The 17,140-nt window shown below is 65.7% G+C and carries 17 protein-coding genes and 1 tRNA gene; 6 read left to right on the top strand and 12 right to left on the bottom strand.

The window, feature by feature from the left end; genetic code table 11:
• Nucleotides 1-6: 6 nt before the first annotated feature.
• The 3 genes from AC1RQC_RS19855 to AC1RQC_RS19845 all read left to right on the top strand — a co-directional run bounded on the left by AC1RQC_RS19855 (nt 7) and on the right by AC1RQC_RS19845 (nt 2,594).
• Nucleotides 7-1,611 carry a glycerol-3-phosphate dehydrogenase/oxidase gene (locus AC1RQC_RS19855; protein WP_492376100.1) on the top strand — a complete coding sequence of 535 codons (1,605 nt, stop codon included), beginning with the start codon at nt 7-9 and terminating at the stop codon, nt 1,609-1,611.
• Nucleotides 1,612-1,734: 123 nt separating this feature from the next.
• Nucleotides 1,735-2,109 (top strand): MliC family protein, encoded by a 375-nt coding sequence (locus tag AC1RQC_RS19850; protein ID WP_492376099.1) that lies wholly within the window; start codon nt 1,735-1,737, stop codon nt 2,107-2,109.
• A 98-nt stretch (nt 2,110-2,207) separates the two neighbouring features.
• Nucleotides 2,208-2,594, top strand: a complete 387-nt coding sequence (locus tag AC1RQC_RS19845; RefSeq protein ID WP_043347745.1) for a hypothetical protein — start codon at nt 2,208-2,210, stop codon at nt 2,592-2,594.
• A gap of 518 nt (nt 2,595-3,112) precedes the next feature.
• Here AC1RQC_RS19845 and AC1RQC_RS19840 read toward each other — a convergent pair.
• Both AC1RQC_RS19840 and AC1RQC_RS19835 read right to left on the bottom strand, forming a co-directional pair.
• Nucleotides 3,113-3,397: a hypothetical protein gene (locus AC1RQC_RS19840; RefSeq protein ID WP_043347749.1), complete on the bottom strand. Its 285-nt coding sequence runs from the start codon at nt 3,395-3,397 to the stop codon at nt 3,113-3,115.
• A gap of 128 nt (nt 3,398-3,525) precedes the next feature.
• A complete protein-coding gene (locus tag AC1RQC_RS19835; protein WP_150983206.1) occupies nt 3,526-3,753 on the bottom strand; it encodes a hypothetical protein in 228 nt (75 codons plus the stop codon).
• A gap of 202 nt (nt 3,754-3,955) precedes the next feature.
• Here AC1RQC_RS19835 and AC1RQC_RS19830 point away from each other — a divergent pair, with 202 nt between their 5' ends.
• Complete coding sequence (locus AC1RQC_RS19830; protein ID WP_492387192.1) at nt 3,956-5,227, top strand: serine hydrolase domain-containing protein; 1,272 nt, start codon at nt 3,956-3,958, stop codon at nt 5,225-5,227.
• Nucleotides 5,228-5,349: 122 nt separating this feature from the next.
• On the opposite strand, the gene AC1RQC_RS19825 is transcribed toward AC1RQC_RS19830, so the two are convergent.
• The 6 genes from AC1RQC_RS19825 to AC1RQC_RS19800 form a co-directional block, all read right to left on the bottom strand.
• On the bottom strand, nt 5,350-5,634 hold the full coding sequence (locus AC1RQC_RS19825) for a hypothetical protein (RefSeq protein ID WP_043347757.1): 285 nt from the start codon (nt 5,632-5,634) through the stop codon (nt 5,350-5,352).
• A 117-nt stretch (nt 5,635-5,751) separates the two neighbouring features.
• Nucleotides 5,752-5,973: a hypothetical protein gene (locus AC1RQC_RS19820; RefSeq protein ID WP_253927639.1), complete on the bottom strand. Its 222-nt coding sequence runs from the start codon at nt 5,971-5,973 to the stop codon at nt 5,752-5,754.
• An 89-nt stretch (nt 5,974-6,062) separates the two neighbouring features.
• Nucleotides 6,063-6,266, bottom strand: coding sequence for a hypothetical protein (locus AC1RQC_RS19815; protein ID WP_043347764.1), 204 nt, complete (start codon nt 6,264-6,266; stop codon nt 6,063-6,065).
• Nucleotides 6,267-6,348: 82 nt separating this feature from the next.
• Complete coding sequence (locus AC1RQC_RS19810; RefSeq protein WP_492376231.1) at nt 6,349-7,590, bottom strand: CaiB/BaiF CoA transferase family protein; 1,242 nt, start codon at nt 7,588-7,590, stop codon at nt 6,349-6,351.
• A gap of 54 nt (nt 7,591-7,644) precedes the next feature.
• Complete coding sequence (locus AC1RQC_RS19805; protein ID WP_492376232.1) at nt 7,645-8,622, bottom strand: Bug family tripartite tricarboxylate transporter substrate binding protein; 978 nt, start codon at nt 8,620-8,622, stop codon at nt 7,645-7,647.
• A 65-nt stretch (nt 8,623-8,687) separates the two neighbouring features.
• Nucleotides 8,688-9,845 (bottom strand): acyl-CoA dehydrogenase family protein, encoded by a 1,158-nt coding sequence (locus tag AC1RQC_RS19800; RefSeq protein ID WP_416049155.1) that lies wholly within the window; start codon nt 9,843-9,845, stop codon nt 8,688-8,690.
• 216 nt (nt 9,846-10,061) lie between these two features.
• Between AC1RQC_RS19800 and AC1RQC_RS19795 the strand changes: the two genes are divergently transcribed.
• On the top strand, nt 10,062-10,844 hold the full coding sequence (locus tag AC1RQC_RS19795) for an IclR family transcriptional regulator (RefSeq protein WP_492376233.1): 783 nt from the start codon (nt 10,062-10,064) through the stop codon (nt 10,842-10,844).
• Nucleotides 10,844-11,668: an IclR family transcriptional regulator gene (locus tag AC1RQC_RS19790; RefSeq protein WP_492809131.1), complete on the top strand. Its 825-nt coding sequence runs from the start codon at nt 10,844-10,846 to the stop codon at nt 11,666-11,668. The genes AC1RQC_RS19795 and AC1RQC_RS19790 overlap by 1 nt, the downstream gene beginning before the upstream one ends.
• A gap of 21 nt (nt 11,669-11,689) precedes the next feature.
• Here the strand turns inward: AC1RQC_RS19790 and AC1RQC_RS19785 are convergent, their stop codons facing one another.
• From AC1RQC_RS19785 to acs, 4 genes are all read right to left on the bottom strand, one after another.
• Entirely contained in the window at nt 11,690-12,070 is a 381-nt protein-coding gene (locus AC1RQC_RS19785; RefSeq protein WP_492809129.1) for a DUF5594 family protein, read from the bottom strand.
• Nucleotides 12,071-12,571: 501 nt separating this feature from the next.
• Nucleotides 12,572-12,661, bottom strand: a tRNA-Ser gene (locus tag AC1RQC_RS19780).
• Nucleotides 12,662-12,723: 62 nt separating this feature from the next.
• Nucleotides 12,724-14,775 (bottom strand): VC_2705 family sodium/solute symporter, encoded by a 2,052-nt coding sequence (locus AC1RQC_RS19775; protein WP_492376236.1) that lies wholly within the window; start codon nt 14,773-14,775, stop codon nt 12,724-12,726.
• 101 nt (nt 14,776-14,876) lie between these two features.
• A complete protein-coding gene (gene acs / locus AC1RQC_RS19770) occupies nt 14,877-16,859 on the bottom strand; it encodes an acetate--CoA ligase (RefSeq protein WP_492884395.1) in 1,983 nt (660 codons plus the stop codon).
• Between the last annotated feature and the right edge of the window lie 281 nt (nt 16,860-17,140).

Genomic DNA, 17,140 nt, shown 5'->3' with positions numbered 1-17,140 from the left:
GGAATCATGCAGACACTGCACACCCCCATCCTGCCGCCCGACCGCGCCACCCTGCTCGCCACCCTGGAGCGCGAGCCTAAGTGGGATGTCATCGTCATCGGCGGCGGCGCCACCGGCCTGGGCACGGCGGTGGACGCCGCCTCGCGCGGCTACCGCACGCTGCTGGTGGAGGCCGCCGACTTCGCCAAGGGCACCTCCAGCAAGGCAACCAAGCTGGTTCACGGCGGCGTGCGCTATCTCGCGCAGGGCAATATCAGCCTGGTGCGCGAGGCGCTGCATGAGCGTGGCCTGCTGGCCCGCAACGCGCCGCACCTGGTGTGGCCGCTCGGCTTCGTGGTGCCGGCCTACCAGTTGTTCGACCAGCCCTTCTACGGCATCGGCCTGAAGCTATACGACATGCTGGCCGGCGGCCTCAACCTGTCCGGCAGCCGCTGGCTCAACCACCGCGAAACCCTGGCAGCGGCGCCGACCCTGGCCGAGCACGTGGGTGGGCGGCCCCTGCGCGGCGGCAACCTGTATTTCGACGGGCAGTTCGACGACGCCCGCCTGGCCATCGCGCTGATGCGCACGCTGTTTGACGTGGGCGGCACGGCCATCAACTACCTGCGCGTGAGCGGGCTGTCGCAGCGCAACGGGGTGATCGACGGCGTCACCGTGAAGGACGTACTGGGCGACGCCAGCTTCGACCTGAAGGCGTCCTGCGTGATCAACGCCACGGGCGTGTGGGTGGATGCCGTGCGCCAGATGGAAGACGGCCAGGCCCGCAGCATGGTGGCCCCCAGCCAGGGCGTGCACCTGACCTTGCCGCGCAGCTTCCTGCCCGGCGACCGTGCCATCCTGATCCCCAAGACCGATGACGGCCGCGTGCTCTTCGTCGTGCCCTGGAACGGCCACACCATCATCGGCACCACCGATACGCCGCGCAAGGACCTGCCGCTGGAGCCGCGCGCCGGCGCCGACGACGTCGATTTCATCCTGGAGACCGCCACGCGCTACCTGTCGCGCGCGCCAACCCGCGCCGACGTGACCAGCGTCTGGGCCGGCCTGCGCCCGCTGGTCAAGGCCACCGGCGAAGCCTCCACCGCCTCGCTCTCGCGCGAGCACACCATCCTGGTGTCCAAGGCCGGCCTGATCACCGTCACCGGCGGCAAGTGGACCACCTACCGCAAGATGGCCGAGGACGTGGTGGGCACGGCCATCCAGCGCCAGATGCTGCCGGCCGCGCCCTGCGTGACAGCAGATCTGCCGCTGCACGGCGCGCAGGGCTTGCCCGCGAACCTGCCCGCGCCCGGCAGCGGCTCGCCGGACCGTTACTACGGCAACGAGGTCGGCATGCTGCACACGCTGCCCGGCAACGACGACATGCTCGTGCCCGGCGCCGGGCTGACCGCCGCCCATGTGCGCTTTGCCGCGCGTTTCGAACTGGCTCGGCGAGTCGAGGACGTGCTGGCGCGCCGCAATCGCGCCCTGTTCCTGGAAGCCAGCGCCGCGAGCGCGGCAGCGCCGCGGGTGGCCGAGATCCTGGCCGAGGAGCATGGGCACGACGCCGCCTGGCAAGCGGCCGAGGTAGCCAGCTTCCGGGAGCTGGCAAGCGGCTATATGTTGGCCTGAGCGACAACCCGCGGCAGGGACGCCACCCCGCCGCGCGTGCCGCGGGGAGTACGCCAGTCACGACCTGGGCCGCCTCATCAGCCATCGGCATCTTGCTACCGAGCTAGCCAACAAGGAAACCATATGCCTCTTCGTTCGCCCCTGCGTCGCTTCACTACCTGCGCCATCGCCGCCACCATCGGCCTGGCCGTTGCCCCCGCCATGGCCAAGCCCGGCATCGACGGCGTGCGCTTCGACCCGCCCCGTGCCGTGCGCTACCAGTGCGAAGACGGCAAGCAGGTCACGGCGCGCTATTTCAACAGCACCGACAACCAGATCGCCATCTTGCGGCTGGATGGCAAGCCGCTGCTCTTTGTCAGCGTGCTGACCGGCTCGGGCGCCCGCTATGCGCATGGCGCGTATCTGTGGATCACCAAGGGCGACGAAGGCATGCTGCAGGACCTGACCAAGGGCGAGAGCGCGCCACCGGCCTACGCCAACTGCCACGCAGCGAAATAGGGCTCCGGAGCAGCGCCCGAGCAGGTCATCGCCAGAACATTTTGGTGCTTGTGCCCTGGCCGAGCGATAATGCGGGTTATCGAATCAGGGAGAACACCATGGACGAGATTGATGATCTGTCCGATCTGCCGATGCCCCGCTTTATCTGGGGCTTCGCGATCTTTACGCCCAAGGGCGGCGAGGTCATGCATGACGAATTTGAATATCTGACCCACACCCGCGCGCCCCGCTTCACCTGCCGGGTAGTCGAACTGGAAGACATGCCGGTCGACAGCGAGGAAAGCGGCATCGACGGGCGCATCGTGCATTACGACGAGCCCGGCCGCCTGTTCTACATCTCCGACGCCGGCATCGCGCTGGTGAACTTTGAGCTGTTCGACAAAGTGCCGGAGAAGCAAAAGCTCAAGAAAATCTGCGATGAGGCCATCGAAAACTGGATGCTTCGCCGCGATTTCCTCGACTCGGAAGAAGGCGAAGAGGACTGAGCGCCCTTTGCTCCACCCCGAAGGGATGACGGCCATAAGGCTGTGATCCCCTGGAGCGGTCCCCGCGGCCGCTCCGTTCCCTCCGCCCTGGCGTGCCTCGCCGCGGGCAACCGCACTGCCCCGAGTCTTTCCCGCCCCCGTCAGCCCAGTCCTACACCGCAAGCGGAAACCGCCGGACACCCTGCCAGAACGGCCGTGCCTATAGTGGAACCGTGGAAAACAGATAGGAAAGGAAGGAAATCATGCCCTACATTCTCGCCTGGCTGCTCGGTGTCCCTGCCTTCGTATTGCTGCTGATCTGGCTGTTCGTGCATTGAGGTTTTGCCCTCGCTCACACAGGAACGGCATCCGGGAGACCCCCCTTCCCTCAAAGCAAAACAGCAAAAGCAAAACGCCCGCTGAAACCCAGCGGGCGTTTTGCTTGCTTCTGTTTGCTACGGCCCTGCGCACCACACCGTTTGCGTGGACAAGAAGGCACAAACCAGTGCTTCTTGCCCACCCGGCCCAGCGCGCTGCAATCAGGCTGCCGCGTCTTCCTGCGGCAGGCCTCGTTCCAGCGCTTCTTTCAGCAGGCCGCTCATGCCACCGGCGTGTGCCGGCGCCAGTGCCTGCAGGCGCTTCACCAGTTCGGCATCCAGCTTGCATGCAAACGGCACCAGGCCTTGTTCCTGGTCGAGCCGGCGCTGTTCGCGGCGATCGACCTTGGCCGGGCCGGTATCACGGCCGGCACGGACTGCCGCGGACAGCTTCAGGCTGTTTGCGAGCTTCAACGCTTTGTTCTTTTCGAGGTCGGTCTTTTTCACGGCTTGTTCCGCTAGAGTCTGTCTGGGGCGGTATTGTACGCAGGTCGGCGGGAAGGCCCACCTTTCCGACGTGCACATGACGCGATGCACGCCTGGCCGGCACTGCATGGCGTCACCGCGCCAGCCCCCTACCGCGCCTGCCTCACCTCGATCAAATCCGCCGCCACCCGCTCGATCTCCGCATAGACGGGAAGCGCCTCGTCGGGGCCGGTGCACCCGACACCGGTCGCGCTGGCTTCGTCCGCGCCCAACGGATGAAAGACAAAGGCCATGCCTGGCTTCCACCTCGGGTCGTTCTTCAGGCTTTCATTGAGGATGGCCAGGTACTGGCTGCGAGTGAACACGTGTTTTGACATCTTCACCTCCGATGATTTGTCGGGATCGTAGCATGGCGCGCGGCCCGATTCGGGTGAGCCTCGATTCACGCGCGCCAACCCGCATGCGATGATCACCTTGCATTTGCAGCAATCGAGCCCTTCCCGATGCCACATCGGTGCCACACCGAGGCTGCATCGATAAGACATTGCCAAGACAACGATAAGACAAAGGATGAGACAAATGATACGCAGCACTTTGCCTGCGCTGGCGGTCGCACTGCTGGCTGCCTGCGCGGCCCCGGCCAACACGCAAAATACCGCACCGCTCACGACCGGCTTCTCCGCCACGCAACTGGACAGCATGAGCGCGCGCGTGCGTGCCGATGTCGCGCAAGGGCGCATTCCCGGCGCCGTCTACCTGGTGGCCCGCAATGGCAGCATCGTCAACACGCAGACCATTGGCTGGCAGGACGCGGCGGGCAAGGTGCCGATGCGCCCGGACTCGATATTCCGCATCTACTCGATGAGCAAGCCGATCGTCTCGGTGGCAGTCATGATGATGGTCGAGGACGGCCGCATCCAGCTGGCCGACCCGGTGTCGAAGTACCTGCCCGAGCTTAAGGACCTGCGCGTTGGCGTGGAGAAGATCGACGCTGCCGGCAAGCCCGTGCTGGAACTGGTGCCCGCCCAGCGCGAAATGACCGTGCAGGACCTGCTGCGCCACACGTCTGGCCTGACCTACGGCGTGTTCGGCAAGTCGCTTGTCAAGGAGGAATACAAGCGGCTGGACGTGGATGCCACCGAGCAAAGCAATACCGAGTTCATCGCGCGTCTGGCCAAGGTGCCGCTGCAGTTCCAGCCCGGCACCACGTGGGAATACAGCCGCTCCACCGATGTCCTGGGCGCCCTGCTCGAGCGCGTGTCGGGCCAGACGCTGGCCACGCATCTGCAGCAGCGGATCTTTGCGCCATTGCAGATGAAGGACACCGGTTTCTGGGTTCCGCCGGCACAACAAGGCCGCATTGCGGAGCCCTTTGCCGTCGATCCCGACAGCAAGGTGCCGGTCGGGCTGATCGACGTGCGCCGCGCCCCGAAGCTTGAATCGGGCGGCGGCGGCCTGGTGTCGACCGCGGCCGACTACTTCCGCTTTGCCCAGATGCTGCTCAATGGCGGCGAGATCGACGGGGTGCGCCTGCTATCGCCCAAGACGGTCGCCTACATGACGGCCGACCACCTTGGCATCGTGGGCGCCCGTTCCCTGGCGCGCGGCGCGGCCTACCTGCCGGGGCCGGGCTATGGCTTTGGCCTGGGGTTCGGCACGCGCACGGGCACCGGCGAATCGGCCACGCCGGGATCGGTCGGGGACTACTACTGGGGCGGGGTCGGGGGCACCTACTTCTGGGTCGACCCGAAGGAGAAGACCGTGGCGATCTGGATGATGCAGGCGCCGGGGCAGCGCGAGTATTACCGCGCGTGGTTCAGGAACACGGTGTACAGCGCCATGATCCCATGAGCCCATGAGCCCATGAGCCCATGACTTCATAGCGCCATAGCGCCGTGATGAAGCGCCGCGGTGGCCGCCCGCTGCCACCGCGGCTGGCGTGCCTGCCGCGCCTGACCGCCCCCAAGGCCGCCCTACAGCGCAGCAACGGACTCGCCCGGCACCAGGCCGTTGATGATGTCCTCGCCGAACTTCACGGCGCCGCGGCGCGCGGTGCCGATATTGTCCCAGGGCGCGGCGCTGAGGCGAAACACGCGCGAGCGCTCGGTCCCCGGCTCATGCCCTTCGCGGCAGATCACCACCGACGCGTTGAAGCTGCGATCCGGCCGGCGCTCGGGCCAGGTACGTTCCGCCTGGTGACGATAGATCAGCGGGTAGAGATCGAAGCCTTTGTAGCGGGTGAAAGGTCCAGTGTCCAACTTGCGCTCCCCTGTCGATGATGGATGGGTGGATGCGGCCGGCGCCGCACCGCCACGGATTCGCCCCGCCCTGTTGCCAGGCGGTGGCGGGAATGCTTTCAGGCAAATCGGGCCGCGTCAGTCTGCCGGCTGTATCGACCAACCCGGCCCCTTGCCGTTCTTGTCGCTCTCATGGCGCCAGCGGCAGCCGCAATCGGCACAGGTGTAGGTGGCAAAGGTGATCGCGGGCTGGCCACGCGGCTTGATGCGCTGCGTATCCGTCAGAAGCAGCCGGGGATGCCCCGTGCCACCGGTCGAGCCGGGCCGTATCTGCGCACAGGCCTCGCACATGCTCATCATCGCTCCCGCGCCTTGCACATGCAGTCAGCGAGCGGGCCGCTGCGCGCCGACAGTGTCAATGCTGCGCTTTCCCATGGCGCGCGTAGCGGCTACTTATCCGCCGCCATCGCCTTGAGCTGCGCGTCGCCAGCCACGCGCGCCGCGTCCGAGGTGGTGAAGGTATCGTCCGAAACAATGGTGCGCTTGACCATCTGCGCAGCGAAGTCGACCAGCGTGATCACCCACACATAGCGCCCGGCCTGCGGCGCTGTCTGGACAATTGCCTGAAGATGCGGCGTGGAATCCTTAGCCATGATGCTCCTCCGGAGAATCGGATCAGGCCACTGTAGCACGAGTTGCGCACGAGGCTGCCGCAACGCCGGTGCACCGCGCTTGTCAGACCACCTGCAGTTCGCGCAGCGTTTCCAGATCGGCCGGCGTCAGGCCAAGCTCGGCGTAGAACGCCGCGTTGTGCTCGCCCACCGCGGGGCCGCTGCGGGGTGCCGGTGGCGCATGGCCGGAAAACCTCGGCACCACGCAGGGCGCGGGAATCGAGCCGAGATCGGGGTCGGGCAGGCGGACGACCGCGCCGCGTGACTGGAAATGCGGATCCTCCAGGATATCGACAATGGTGAAGATCTTGCTGAACGGGATCTCGTGCGCGCCCAGCGCCCGCGCCACGGCTTCGTCGTCATGCGCGGCAAACCAGGTCTTGACGATGGCGTCGAGCGTATCGAGATGACGCACGCGCGCCGGGTTGCTGGCATAGCGCGGATCGTCGGCCATGGCAGGTTTGCCGATGGCATGGCAAAGCCGGCGGAAGATCGGGTCCGATGACGCCACGAGCGAAACCCAGTGCCCGTCCGCGGTAGCGTACATATTCGATGGCGCGGTGTAGGTGGCGCGATTGCCGGCGCGCTGGCGCACCTGCCCCAGTTGCTCGTACTCCACTGCCAGTGGCTCCAGCAGGCGGAACAGTGCCTCGGTGGCGGACAGGTCGATCTCGCGGCCACGCGCCTCGTTGCCATGCGCGTGCGCGCGCCGGCTGTCGGCCACGGCGGCTGCGATCGAGAACGCGCCGAACAGCCCGGCCACCATGTCGCCCATCGGATAGTTCATGTGCATCGGCGAGCCCGACGGATCGCCCGCCAGGTTGGTGAACCCGCTCATCGCCTCGAACACGCGCGCAAAGCCGGCTCGCCCCGCATACGGCCCCGTCTGGCCAAAGCCGGTCAGGCGCAGGATCGTCAGGCGCGGATTGGCTGCGTGCAAGGTCTCGGCGTCGAGGCCCCAGCGATCCAGCGTGCCAGTGCGGAAATTCTCTACCAGCACATCGAACCGCGGCAGCATCTTGAGAAACAGCGCGCGTCCTTGCGGCTTGCGCACATCCAGCGTGATGCCGCGCTTGCCGCGATTGGTGACCTTCCAGTACAGCGGCAGCTTGCCCTTCACCGGCGCGAGCCCGCGCAGCGGATCGGTGCCATCGGGCAACTCGAGCTTGACGACTTCCGCGCCCATGTCCGCGCATAGCGTGCTGGCAAATGGCGCGGCGACTACCGTGGCCATGTCGAGGATGCGCACGCCGGCGAGCGGTCCGTTCTGCTGCGCGGCGGGCGCGTCTTGATCTATGTGGTTCATGCGGGTGCCGAGGCGATGTTCTGGTGTGTTGGAAATTGGCTCAGGGCAGCGTGCTTAGTCGAGCGTGGTTCCAGTCGACTTCACCAGCGCGGCCCACCACGCCGTATCACTGCGGATCAGCGCGGCGAACTGCTCGGGCGTGTTGCCTACCGGCTCCGCGCCGAGGTCCACCAGGCGCTTGCGAATCTGGGGCTTGGCCAGGATCTTCGCTGTCGCATCATGCAGCTTGGCAATGATCGGGCGCGGCGTGCCAGCCGGCGCCATCAGCCCCTTCCACGCGGTCACCACATAGCCCCTGAGCCCGGCCTCCTCGACCGTCGGCACATCGGGCAAGGCGCTGGCGCGCTTGTCGCTGGCCACCGCCAGGGCACGCAGGCGGCCCGATTGCACAAACGGCAGCAACGCCGGCATGTTGTCGATCATCAGCGTGATATGCCCGGCGATCAGGTCGGCCACCGCGGGGCCGCTGCCCTTGTACGGTACGTGCTGCAGCTTGATGCCGGCGGACTGGTTCAGCAGCTCGCCCGCGAGTTGCGCCGTGGTGCCGTTGCCCGGCGAGCCAAAGCTGAGCTGCCCGGGCTTGCTCTTGGCATAGGCGATGAACTCCTTGAGGTTGTGCGCAGGCACCGACGGGTTGACCGCCATCAGGTTGTGCTCGCGCGCCAGCATCGTGACCGGTGCGAGGTCTCGCAGGGGGTCATAGGACATGCGCGCGTAAAGGCTGGGGTTGATCACCGTGGGACCGGCCGCGGCCAGCAGCAGCGTGTAGCCATCGGGCGCAGCCTTGGCCACCGCATCGCCGCCGATATTGCCGCCAGCGCCTGCCTTGTTCTCAACGACCACGGTCTGGCCGAGTTCTTCCTTCAATTGCTCGGCCAGCAAGCGCGCCAGCGTGTCGGTGGACCCACCCGGCGGGAACGGCACGACCAGGCGGATCACTTTGGCCGGATAACTTGCCTCGGCCAGCGCCGGTTGCGCAAGCCCAGGCAGGGTCAGCAGGACGGAGCCCGCTGCAAGCAAGGTTTTCAACATGGTGTCTCCTTGAAGGAATGACGCCGCCTGGCAAGTTGGCCGGCGGCTGTTCTGCGCTTTCGTGATCAGCTCGCCGCGGCCTGCGCCAGCGTGCGCTTGGCGATATTGAGCTGGTGGATCTGGCTGGTGCCTTCGTACAGGCGGAACAGGCGTACGTCGCGATAGAAGCGCTCGATGCCGAAGTCCGCGATATAGCCGTAGCCGCCAAACATCTGCACGCAGCGATCCGCCACGCGCCCGCACATCTCGGAGGCGAAGTACTTGCACATCGAGGCTTGCATGGTCACGTCTTCGCCGCGATCGCGCTGGCGCGCCGTTTCCATGATCAGCGCGCGCGCAGCAAAGATCTCGGTCTGGCAATCGGCGATCATTGCCTGCACCAGCTGGAACTCCGCCAACGGCTGGCCGAACTGCTGGCGCCCGGTGACGAAGCGGATCGCTTCGTCCAGCATGCGGATGGCCGGCCCCGTGCACAGCGCCGCCAGATGGATGCGCTGCTTGTTGAGCACCTTCATCGCCGTGCGAAATCCTTGCCCTTCCTCGCCTCCGATCAGGTTGGCGCCGGGCACGCGGCAATCGTTGAAGTGCACCTCCGAGACCGGCGAGCCCTCTTGCCCCATCTTGCGATACGGCTGCCCGGTGGTCAGGCCCGGCGTGCCGCGCTCCACGATAAACGCCGAGATGCCGGCCGCCCCGCTACGCGCGGGATCGGTACGTGCCATCACGGTGAACAAGCCTGCGATGGGCGCATTGGTGATGAAGCACTTGGTGCCGTTGAGCACATAGTGGTCGCCGTCGCGCCGCGCGGAAGTCGTCAGCGCCGTGGCATCCGAGCCGGCCTCCGGCTCGGTCAGCGCGAACGAGCCGGTCAGCTCGCCACTGGCGAGCAAAGGCAGGTAGCGGCGCTTTTGCTCGGGCGTGCCATCCGCCACCAGCGCTTCCGAGCCAATGCCGGTATTGGTGCCCACCCGCGCGCGGAAGGCCACCGAGCACTGTGACAACTCCAGCGCCGCCAGCACGAGTTCCTCGGTTGTCATGCCGGCGCCGCCGTACGCCTCGGGAATCGAAAAGCCGAACAAGCCCAGCTCGGCCATTTCCTTTACCAGCGCTTCGGGTATGGCATCGAGCGCGGCCACCTCGGCCTCGCGCGGCACCAGCCGCTCGCGCACGAAACGCCGCAATTCGGCCAGAAAGGCTTGAAAGGCGTCCGGTTCCCTGATCATCAGTCTTGCTCCATCCGGTAAGTGCGGCCGGGATCGGCTGCGTGGAAACCAGCGTAGCAACCCGTGCCAGAAAAGCGGATCGATGTTTCGCTATCTTGAACGCGAGGCGTGCCCGGAATGCCCGGCGATGGCTATGATGGATGCGTACCACTGCCCTGCGATGCAGCCCATGCGCCGCCTTTGAACCGCCTTTGAACCGCTTTTCTCTCACGCCAGATGCCGCTCCGCCCCCATCACCCGGACCCTGCCTTCGCCACCACGCTGGCGCACGGGCTAGCGCTGCTGCAGTGCTTTCGCGTGGGAGAGACGGTCATGAGCAACAAGCAATTGGCGGAGCGCACCGGGCTGTCCAAGGCCACCATCAGCCGCCTGACGTACACGCTGGCGGCACGCGGCCTGTTGCTCTACGACACCGATCTGCGCCGCTACCGGCTGGGCTCCACTGCGCTCTCGCTTGGCTACCCGCTGCTGGCCAGCCTCAAGGTCAGGCAGCTTGCGCGCCCGTTGATGAAGCAGCTCGCCGACGAAGTGGGCGGCTCGGTCTCGCTCGGCCTGCGCGACCGGCTGCAAATGGTCTACGTGGAGACCAGCCGCGGGCACGACGCCATCGCCTTCCGGCCCGATATCGGCGCATCGCTGCCAATGCTCCCCACCGCCATCGGACGCGCCTGGCTGTGCCAGGCATCCCCCGACGAGCGCGAGCCGGTGCTGGCGGCGCTACGCGCCAGCGACGCCGCGCAATGGCAGGCGCACGCCACCGCGCTGGAAGCCGCGGCGCACGATTTCGCCACGCTTGGCTTCTGCCTGTCGCGCGGGGAATGGCAGCGCGACGTGCATGCCGTGGCCGTGCCGATGCGTGCCGAGATCGACGGCGAGGTGCTGGTCTTCAATTGCGGGGTGCCAGGCGGCAGGATGACACCACGAAAGCTCGAACGCGAAATGGGGCCGCGCCTGCTGCGGATGGTGCGGCGCGTGGAAGCGTCGTTGGGGATCGCGTGATGGCATCGGCGCCCTCACCCGGCCGATCGCGCGGCACGCCCGTAGGCGACGAGCGCGACACCGGCGATCGCCAGTTCGCCACCACGCTCGCGCACGGCATCGATATCCTGCTGGCCTACCGCCCTGGCGAATCCCTGCTCGGCAACAAGGAGTTTGCACAACGCACCGGCCAGTCGAGATCAGCCGTGGCAAGGCTCACGCACACGCTGACCGTGCTCGGCTACCTGCGGCGCGACGCCGCGCAAGCCAAGTACCGGCTCGGCGCGCCCGTGCTCTCGCTCGGCTATCCGCTGCTAGCCAGCATGCATATCCGCCAGATCGCCCGGCCGTTGATGAAAGAGCTCGCCGACCGCGTCGGCGGTGCGGTATCGCTAGGCATGCGCGACCGCACGCAGATGATCTATGTGGAGACCGCCCGCTCCACCGACAGCCTTGTCGCGGTGCCGGACATCGGCGCCGCGCTGCCCATGCTCACCACCGCGATCGGCAAGGCCTGGCTATGCAAGGCGCCCGCCGAAGAGCGTGAAAGCGTGCTCAATCGCCTGCGCCTCCAAGACCCCGATGCCTTCCTGCGCTTCCAGCCACAGATCTTGCGCCTGCGGCAGGATTTCGAGGCCAAGGGCTACTGCGTGAACCGTGGCGAATGGCGCAGCGATGTCCATGCCTTTGCCGTGCCGCTGTTCCGGCCGGTGGATTCGCAATGGCTGATCTTCAACTGCGGGGTATCAGCACAAGCCAAGCCATTCGCCGCGCGCGAGCGGGAAGTCGCGCCGGGGCTGATGGATCTGGTGCGAAACGTGGAAAGGCTGCAGGGGATGCGGTGAGTACGCCCGAACAGCTCAGCCTCAATGCTCGAAATCCAGCCCGCCAAGCAGCACGGTAGGGTCTGCCTGCGAGCGCGTCCCGAAATCGATCTGCCGGGGTGTTTGCCACGCGCGCATCTTGCCCGGCAGGGCCGCGAGATAGTGTTCGAATTTTTCCGCGCCACCGGCGGCGAACAGCGCTTCCACCTCGAGGCCGTCCCACGACAGGTAGACGTTCAATGGCTGCGCGAACCGCCGCGGCTCATCGAACGGCTCGCCGGAAAGGCGGACGCGCGCAGCGCGGCCAGGCCTCTCGTCCGGCACCACCTCGACGTGAATGCGGCGCTTGAACAAATCCGCGATCGTCTGCGCAATCCGCGGGGCGAACTCCGTATTGAAACGCGCTGCAATGTCTTGGCTCACTGTGTGTCTCATCCCGATTTTTTATCGATCGTAGCACGGCGCGTTTGCCGCGACGGCATCGGGAACACGCGCGGTTCACCACCTGCAGCAGAACTCACAAGCACGATGAACCGCCGGCAAAAGCCGTCCATGAGAGCCACCAGCAACCCGCCATTAAACTCAGGTTGACCCCGATTCCTGCTGACCTATACTGAAGTCCTGCCGACTGAGACACGCAGTAGCAAAGCGAAGGTAAGTGGCAGATGATCCTCTGGCCAGCATGGCAGTGAGATCGAGCAAGCCGATTAGGCTTGCAAGTCCGAACCGGATCCCAATGAGTTTGCCGACCCGGTTCGGTCCCCTCCCCCTTCAACCGCGGGAAATAAAAAAGCACCTGCTACAGGTGCTTTTTTTATGCATGGGGAGTTCGCGCATGCCGGCGCGCAAGACGCGCGCGCTGCCCCTGAAGCTGCCCCGAAAATAGAAAAAGCCCTTGAATACCAAGGGCTTTTTCCGTTGTTCTGGCGGAGAGACGGGGATTCGAACCCCGGATAGGTATTAACCTATACACGCTTTCCAGGCGTGCGACTTAAACCACTCATCCATCTCTCCAGCAAGTCCGCGAGTATATCAGAGTGTTGTTTCGCAAATCTAGTGTTTCGTGATCGAAGACACTAGCCGCGTCGCAAGTACGTCACGAGACGGTCAATCACCGGGGCGTTGCGCGGCGTCAGCAGGCTGACCAGGATGGCTACGGCAAAGCCGGCGGGCACGCCGAATGCGCCGGAAGCGATCGGGTCCACGCCGAACCAGCGATTGCCGAAAATGCCGGTCATGCGGGTAAAGAACGGGTAGTTGACGAAGATATAGTAGACCGCCACGCCGAGTCCGGCCACCATGCCTGCCACCGCGCCCGCAGCCGTGGTGCGGCGCCAGAAGATCGCCAGCACCAGCACCGGGAAGAAACTGGACGCGGCCAGGGAGAAGGCCGCGCCAACGAGAAAGAGAATATTGCCGGGCCGCAGCGAGGTGACGTAAGAGGCAAACAGGGCCACGCCCAGCAGCACGATCTTGGCCGTGGTGACACGCCGCTGGTGACTCGCGGTGCGGTCGACCATGTGATAGAAAACGTCGTGCGACAGCGCGTTGGCAATGGTGAGCAGCAGGCCGTCGGCGGTGGATAGCGCGGCCGCCAGCGCGCCCGCGGCAACCAGCCCCGAGATCACGTAAGGCAAGCCCGCGATTTCCGGTGCGGCCAGCACGATCATGTCGGGCTGGATGAGGATCTCCGCCCACTGCACGATGCCGTCGCCGTTCACATCGCGAATGCCGAACACCGGCGGATCGACCTTGCGCCATTGCACCACCCACTGCGGCAGTTCCGCGTATGGCGTGCCAACCAGGTGCTGGAAGAACTCGTACTTGACCAGCGCCGCCAGCGCGGGCGCGGAGACGTAGAGCAGCGCGATGAAGAACACCGCCCACGCCACCGAGTTGCGCGACTCCTTCACCGAGGGTGTGGTGTAGAGCCGCGTCAGGATGTGTGGCAGGCTGGCGGTGCCCAGCATCAGGCAGAACACCAGCAACACGAAGTTCAGCCGTTTGGTCTTGCGCTCCGCCTCCGAGGGCGACGGATAGGGCTCGGTCGACGGCGTGGAAGGCTGGCTGCGCGCCAGGGCTTCTTCGCGCTGCTGGTTCCATTGCTGCTGGGCCGCGGCAACGTCACGCGGAAACTCGACCCGCTCGCGCTCCACCGTCTTGATCTCGCGCAGCGGTGCGTTACGCAAGCGCAGCTCCTGCAAGCGCGCGGACAGCGCATTGCGCTCCTCATCGAACGATTGCGGCAGCCGCGAGATGCGGTCCTGCATCTGGACGGCCTGCTGGCGGTAGTACTCGCGCACGGCTTGCTCGGCCGGGTCGCGCTCGATGCTGCGCTCGCGCGTGTCGAGCTGCTGCAGCAGCGTGCCGTAGCTCAGTTGCGGCAGCGCCTGGTGATGGTGCTTCCACGCGATCATCGAGACCGTGACCAGGAAGGCCGCGATCAGCATGATGTATTGCGCAACCTGGGTCCACGTCACCGCGCGCATGCCGCCAAGGAAGGAACACACCAGGATGCCGGCCAGGCCGAAGAATACGCCGACGGCGAACTCCACGCCGATAAAGCGCGTGACAATCAGCCCTACCCCCTGGATCTGTGCCACCAGATAGACGAAGGAACATAGCGAAGCCGCCAACACGGCGATCGCGCGCACTGGCATGTTGCCGCCGGGCTTGCCATTGCCATAGCGCGCGGCGAGGAAGTCGGGGATGGTGTAGCCGCCGTACTTGCGCAGGTAGGGCGCGAGCAGGAACGCAACGAGGCAATAGCCGCCGGTCCAGCCCATCACGTAGGCCAGGCCTTCGTAGCCCGACGCAAACAAGATGCCGGCCAAGCCGATGAAGGACGCCGCGCTCATCCAGTCGGCTGCGATCGCCATGCCGTTAAACAACGCGGGTACGCGCCGGCCAGCTACATAGTATTCATTGAGGTCGGAGGTGCGGCAGATCAGCCCGATGCACGCATAGATGGCGATGGTGACGAACAGGAAGACGTAACCGAGCCAGAGGGCATCGCCGCTGGAATGCTCCAGCAGGCCCATCATGCCGATAAAGACAAACAGGCCTATCGTGAACAAGCCGTAGTACAGCAGCAGCCGTCGGCGAAAGCGCGACTGTTCATCAGGCATGGGAGCAGTGGTTGGGCAGCCGGGTTGGGCAAGCAAGCAACCTGCCGGCACGCGCAAGGCGTGCCGGCAGGGGCGGATGACCGCGTTGTCTCGTTATCGCGTTATTGTGCCTGCTTCAACTGCTCCAGGATGGCGGGGTTTTCCAGGGTGGACGTGTCCTGGGTGATCTCTTCGTTCTTGGCCAGCGAGCGCAACAGGCGCCGCATGATCTTGCCGGAACGCGTCTTGGGCAGGTTGTCGCCAAAGCGGATGTCGCGGGGCTTGGCGATCGGGCCGATCTCCTTGCCCACCCAGTTGCGCAGCTCCGCGGCGATCTGTTTGGCTTCTTCCTCGTTCGGGCGGGAGCGCTTGAGCACCACGAAGGCGCAGATGGCCTCGCCGGTCATGTCGTCCGGGCGGCCCACCACGGCGGCTTCCGCCACCATCGGGTTGGAGACCAGCGCGGACTCGATTTCCATCGTGCCCATGCGGTGGCCCGAGACGTTGAGCACGTCGTCGATACGGCCCATGATGGTGAAGTAGCCGGTCTCCTTGTCGCGGATCGAGCCGTCGCCGGCAAGGTACAGCTTGCCGCCGAGTTCTTCCGGGAAGTAGCTCTTCTTGAAGCGCTCCGGGTCGCCCCAGATGGTGCGGATCATCGAAGGCCACGGCCGCTTGACCACCAGGATGCCGCCGCTGCCGTTCGGTACGTCCTGCCCTGTCTCGTCAACGATGGCCGCGATGATGCCCGGCAGCGGCAAGGTGCACGAGCCCGGCACCAGCGGCGTGGCGCCCGGCAGCGGCGTGATCATGTGGCCGCCGGTCTCGGTCTGCCAGAAGGTGTCGACCACCGGGCAGCGCTCGCCGCCGATATTCTGGTAGTACCACATCCACGCTTCGGGGTTGATGGGCTCGCCCACCGTGCCGAGCAGGCGCAGGCTGGACAGGTCGTATTGCTTGGGATGGATCTTCTCGTCGGCCTCGGCCGCCTTGATCAGCGAGCGGATCGCGGTCGGCGCGGTGTAGAAGATGCTGACCTTGTGGCGCGCGATCATGTCCCAGAAGCGGCCGGCGTTGGGATAAGTGGGCACCCCTTCGAACACCACCTGCGTGGCGCCGGCGGCCAGCGGGCCGTAGGCAATGTAGGTGTGCCCGGTGACCCAGCCGATATCGGCGGTACACCAGAACATGTCGTCGGGCTTGATGTCGAAGCTCCATTTCATCGTCATCAGCGCCCACAGCAGGTAGCCGCCGGTGCTGTGCTGCACGCCCTTGGGCTTGCCGGTTGAGCCCGAGGTGTAGAGCACGAACAGCGGATGCTCGGCGCTGACGGGCTCGGCCTCGCAGGTCTGCGGCTGGCCGGCGGCGACATCTTCCATCCAGCGGTCGCGGCCTTCGGCCCAGTTGACCTTGCCGCCCGTGCGGCGGTACACGATCACGCTCTTCACGGCTTCGCAGCCACCCAGCGCCAGCGCTTCATCGGCGATGGCCTTGAGTGGCAGCGCCTTGCCGCCGCGCATCTGCTCGTCGGCGGTGATCAGCGCCACCGCGCCCACGTCGACCAGCCGCTCTTGCAGCGACTTGGCGGAGAAGCCGCCGAACACCACCGAGTGCGTGGCGCCAAGGCGCGCGCAGGCTTGCATGGCTACGACGCCCTCGACGGACATGGGCATGTAGATGACGACGCGGTCGCCCTTCTTGATGCCCAGCGCCTTGAGGCCGTTGGCAAACTGGCACACTTTGGCATGCAACTGGCGATAGGTGACCTTGGTAACGGTGCCGTCGTCAGCCTCGAAGACAATGGCCACCTTCTCGGCATTGCCGTTGTCCAGGTTGCGATCCAGGCAGTTAAAGGAAGCATTGAGCTCGCCGTCCTCGAACCACTTGTAAAACGGCGCATTGCTCTCGTCCAGCACCTTGGTGAAGGGCTTGGTCCAGTGCAGTTGCTCGCGGGCGTGGCGCGCCCAGAAACCCTCGTAGTCGCGCTCGGCCTCGTCGCACAAAGCCTGGTAAGCCTCCATGCTGGGGATCGCGGCTTGCTTGGCGAACGACGCCGGGGGATTGAAAATGCGATGCTCCTGCATCACGGACTCGATGGCGGACATTTGTTTGTCTCCTGATATAGCGTGGCTGCCTGGCTGCGAACTTACGCTCGACGGCTTACTTAAACCTGACGCTGCCAAACCCAACCCGCTCGCATGCCGCCACCTGCGCGCCGGCTGCTGCGGCGCACCATGGATAACGGCCGGACACGGGTAAGGATGTGCAGCCTTCTCCATTAGGCTAGCACAGCTATAATGCCGCGAGCCCTATCCCGAACGCGGCGCTGCGGCATTGCGGACCTTCGCTGGCAGACATGCTCAGCGCAACGCGCCTGCGCTAGCCA

The organism is Cupriavidus sp. GW822-FHT03E04 (assembly GCF_058801495.1).
The sequence above is the reverse complement of the archived record's forward strand: the minus strand, read 5'-3'. Positions and strand labels throughout refer to the sequence as shown.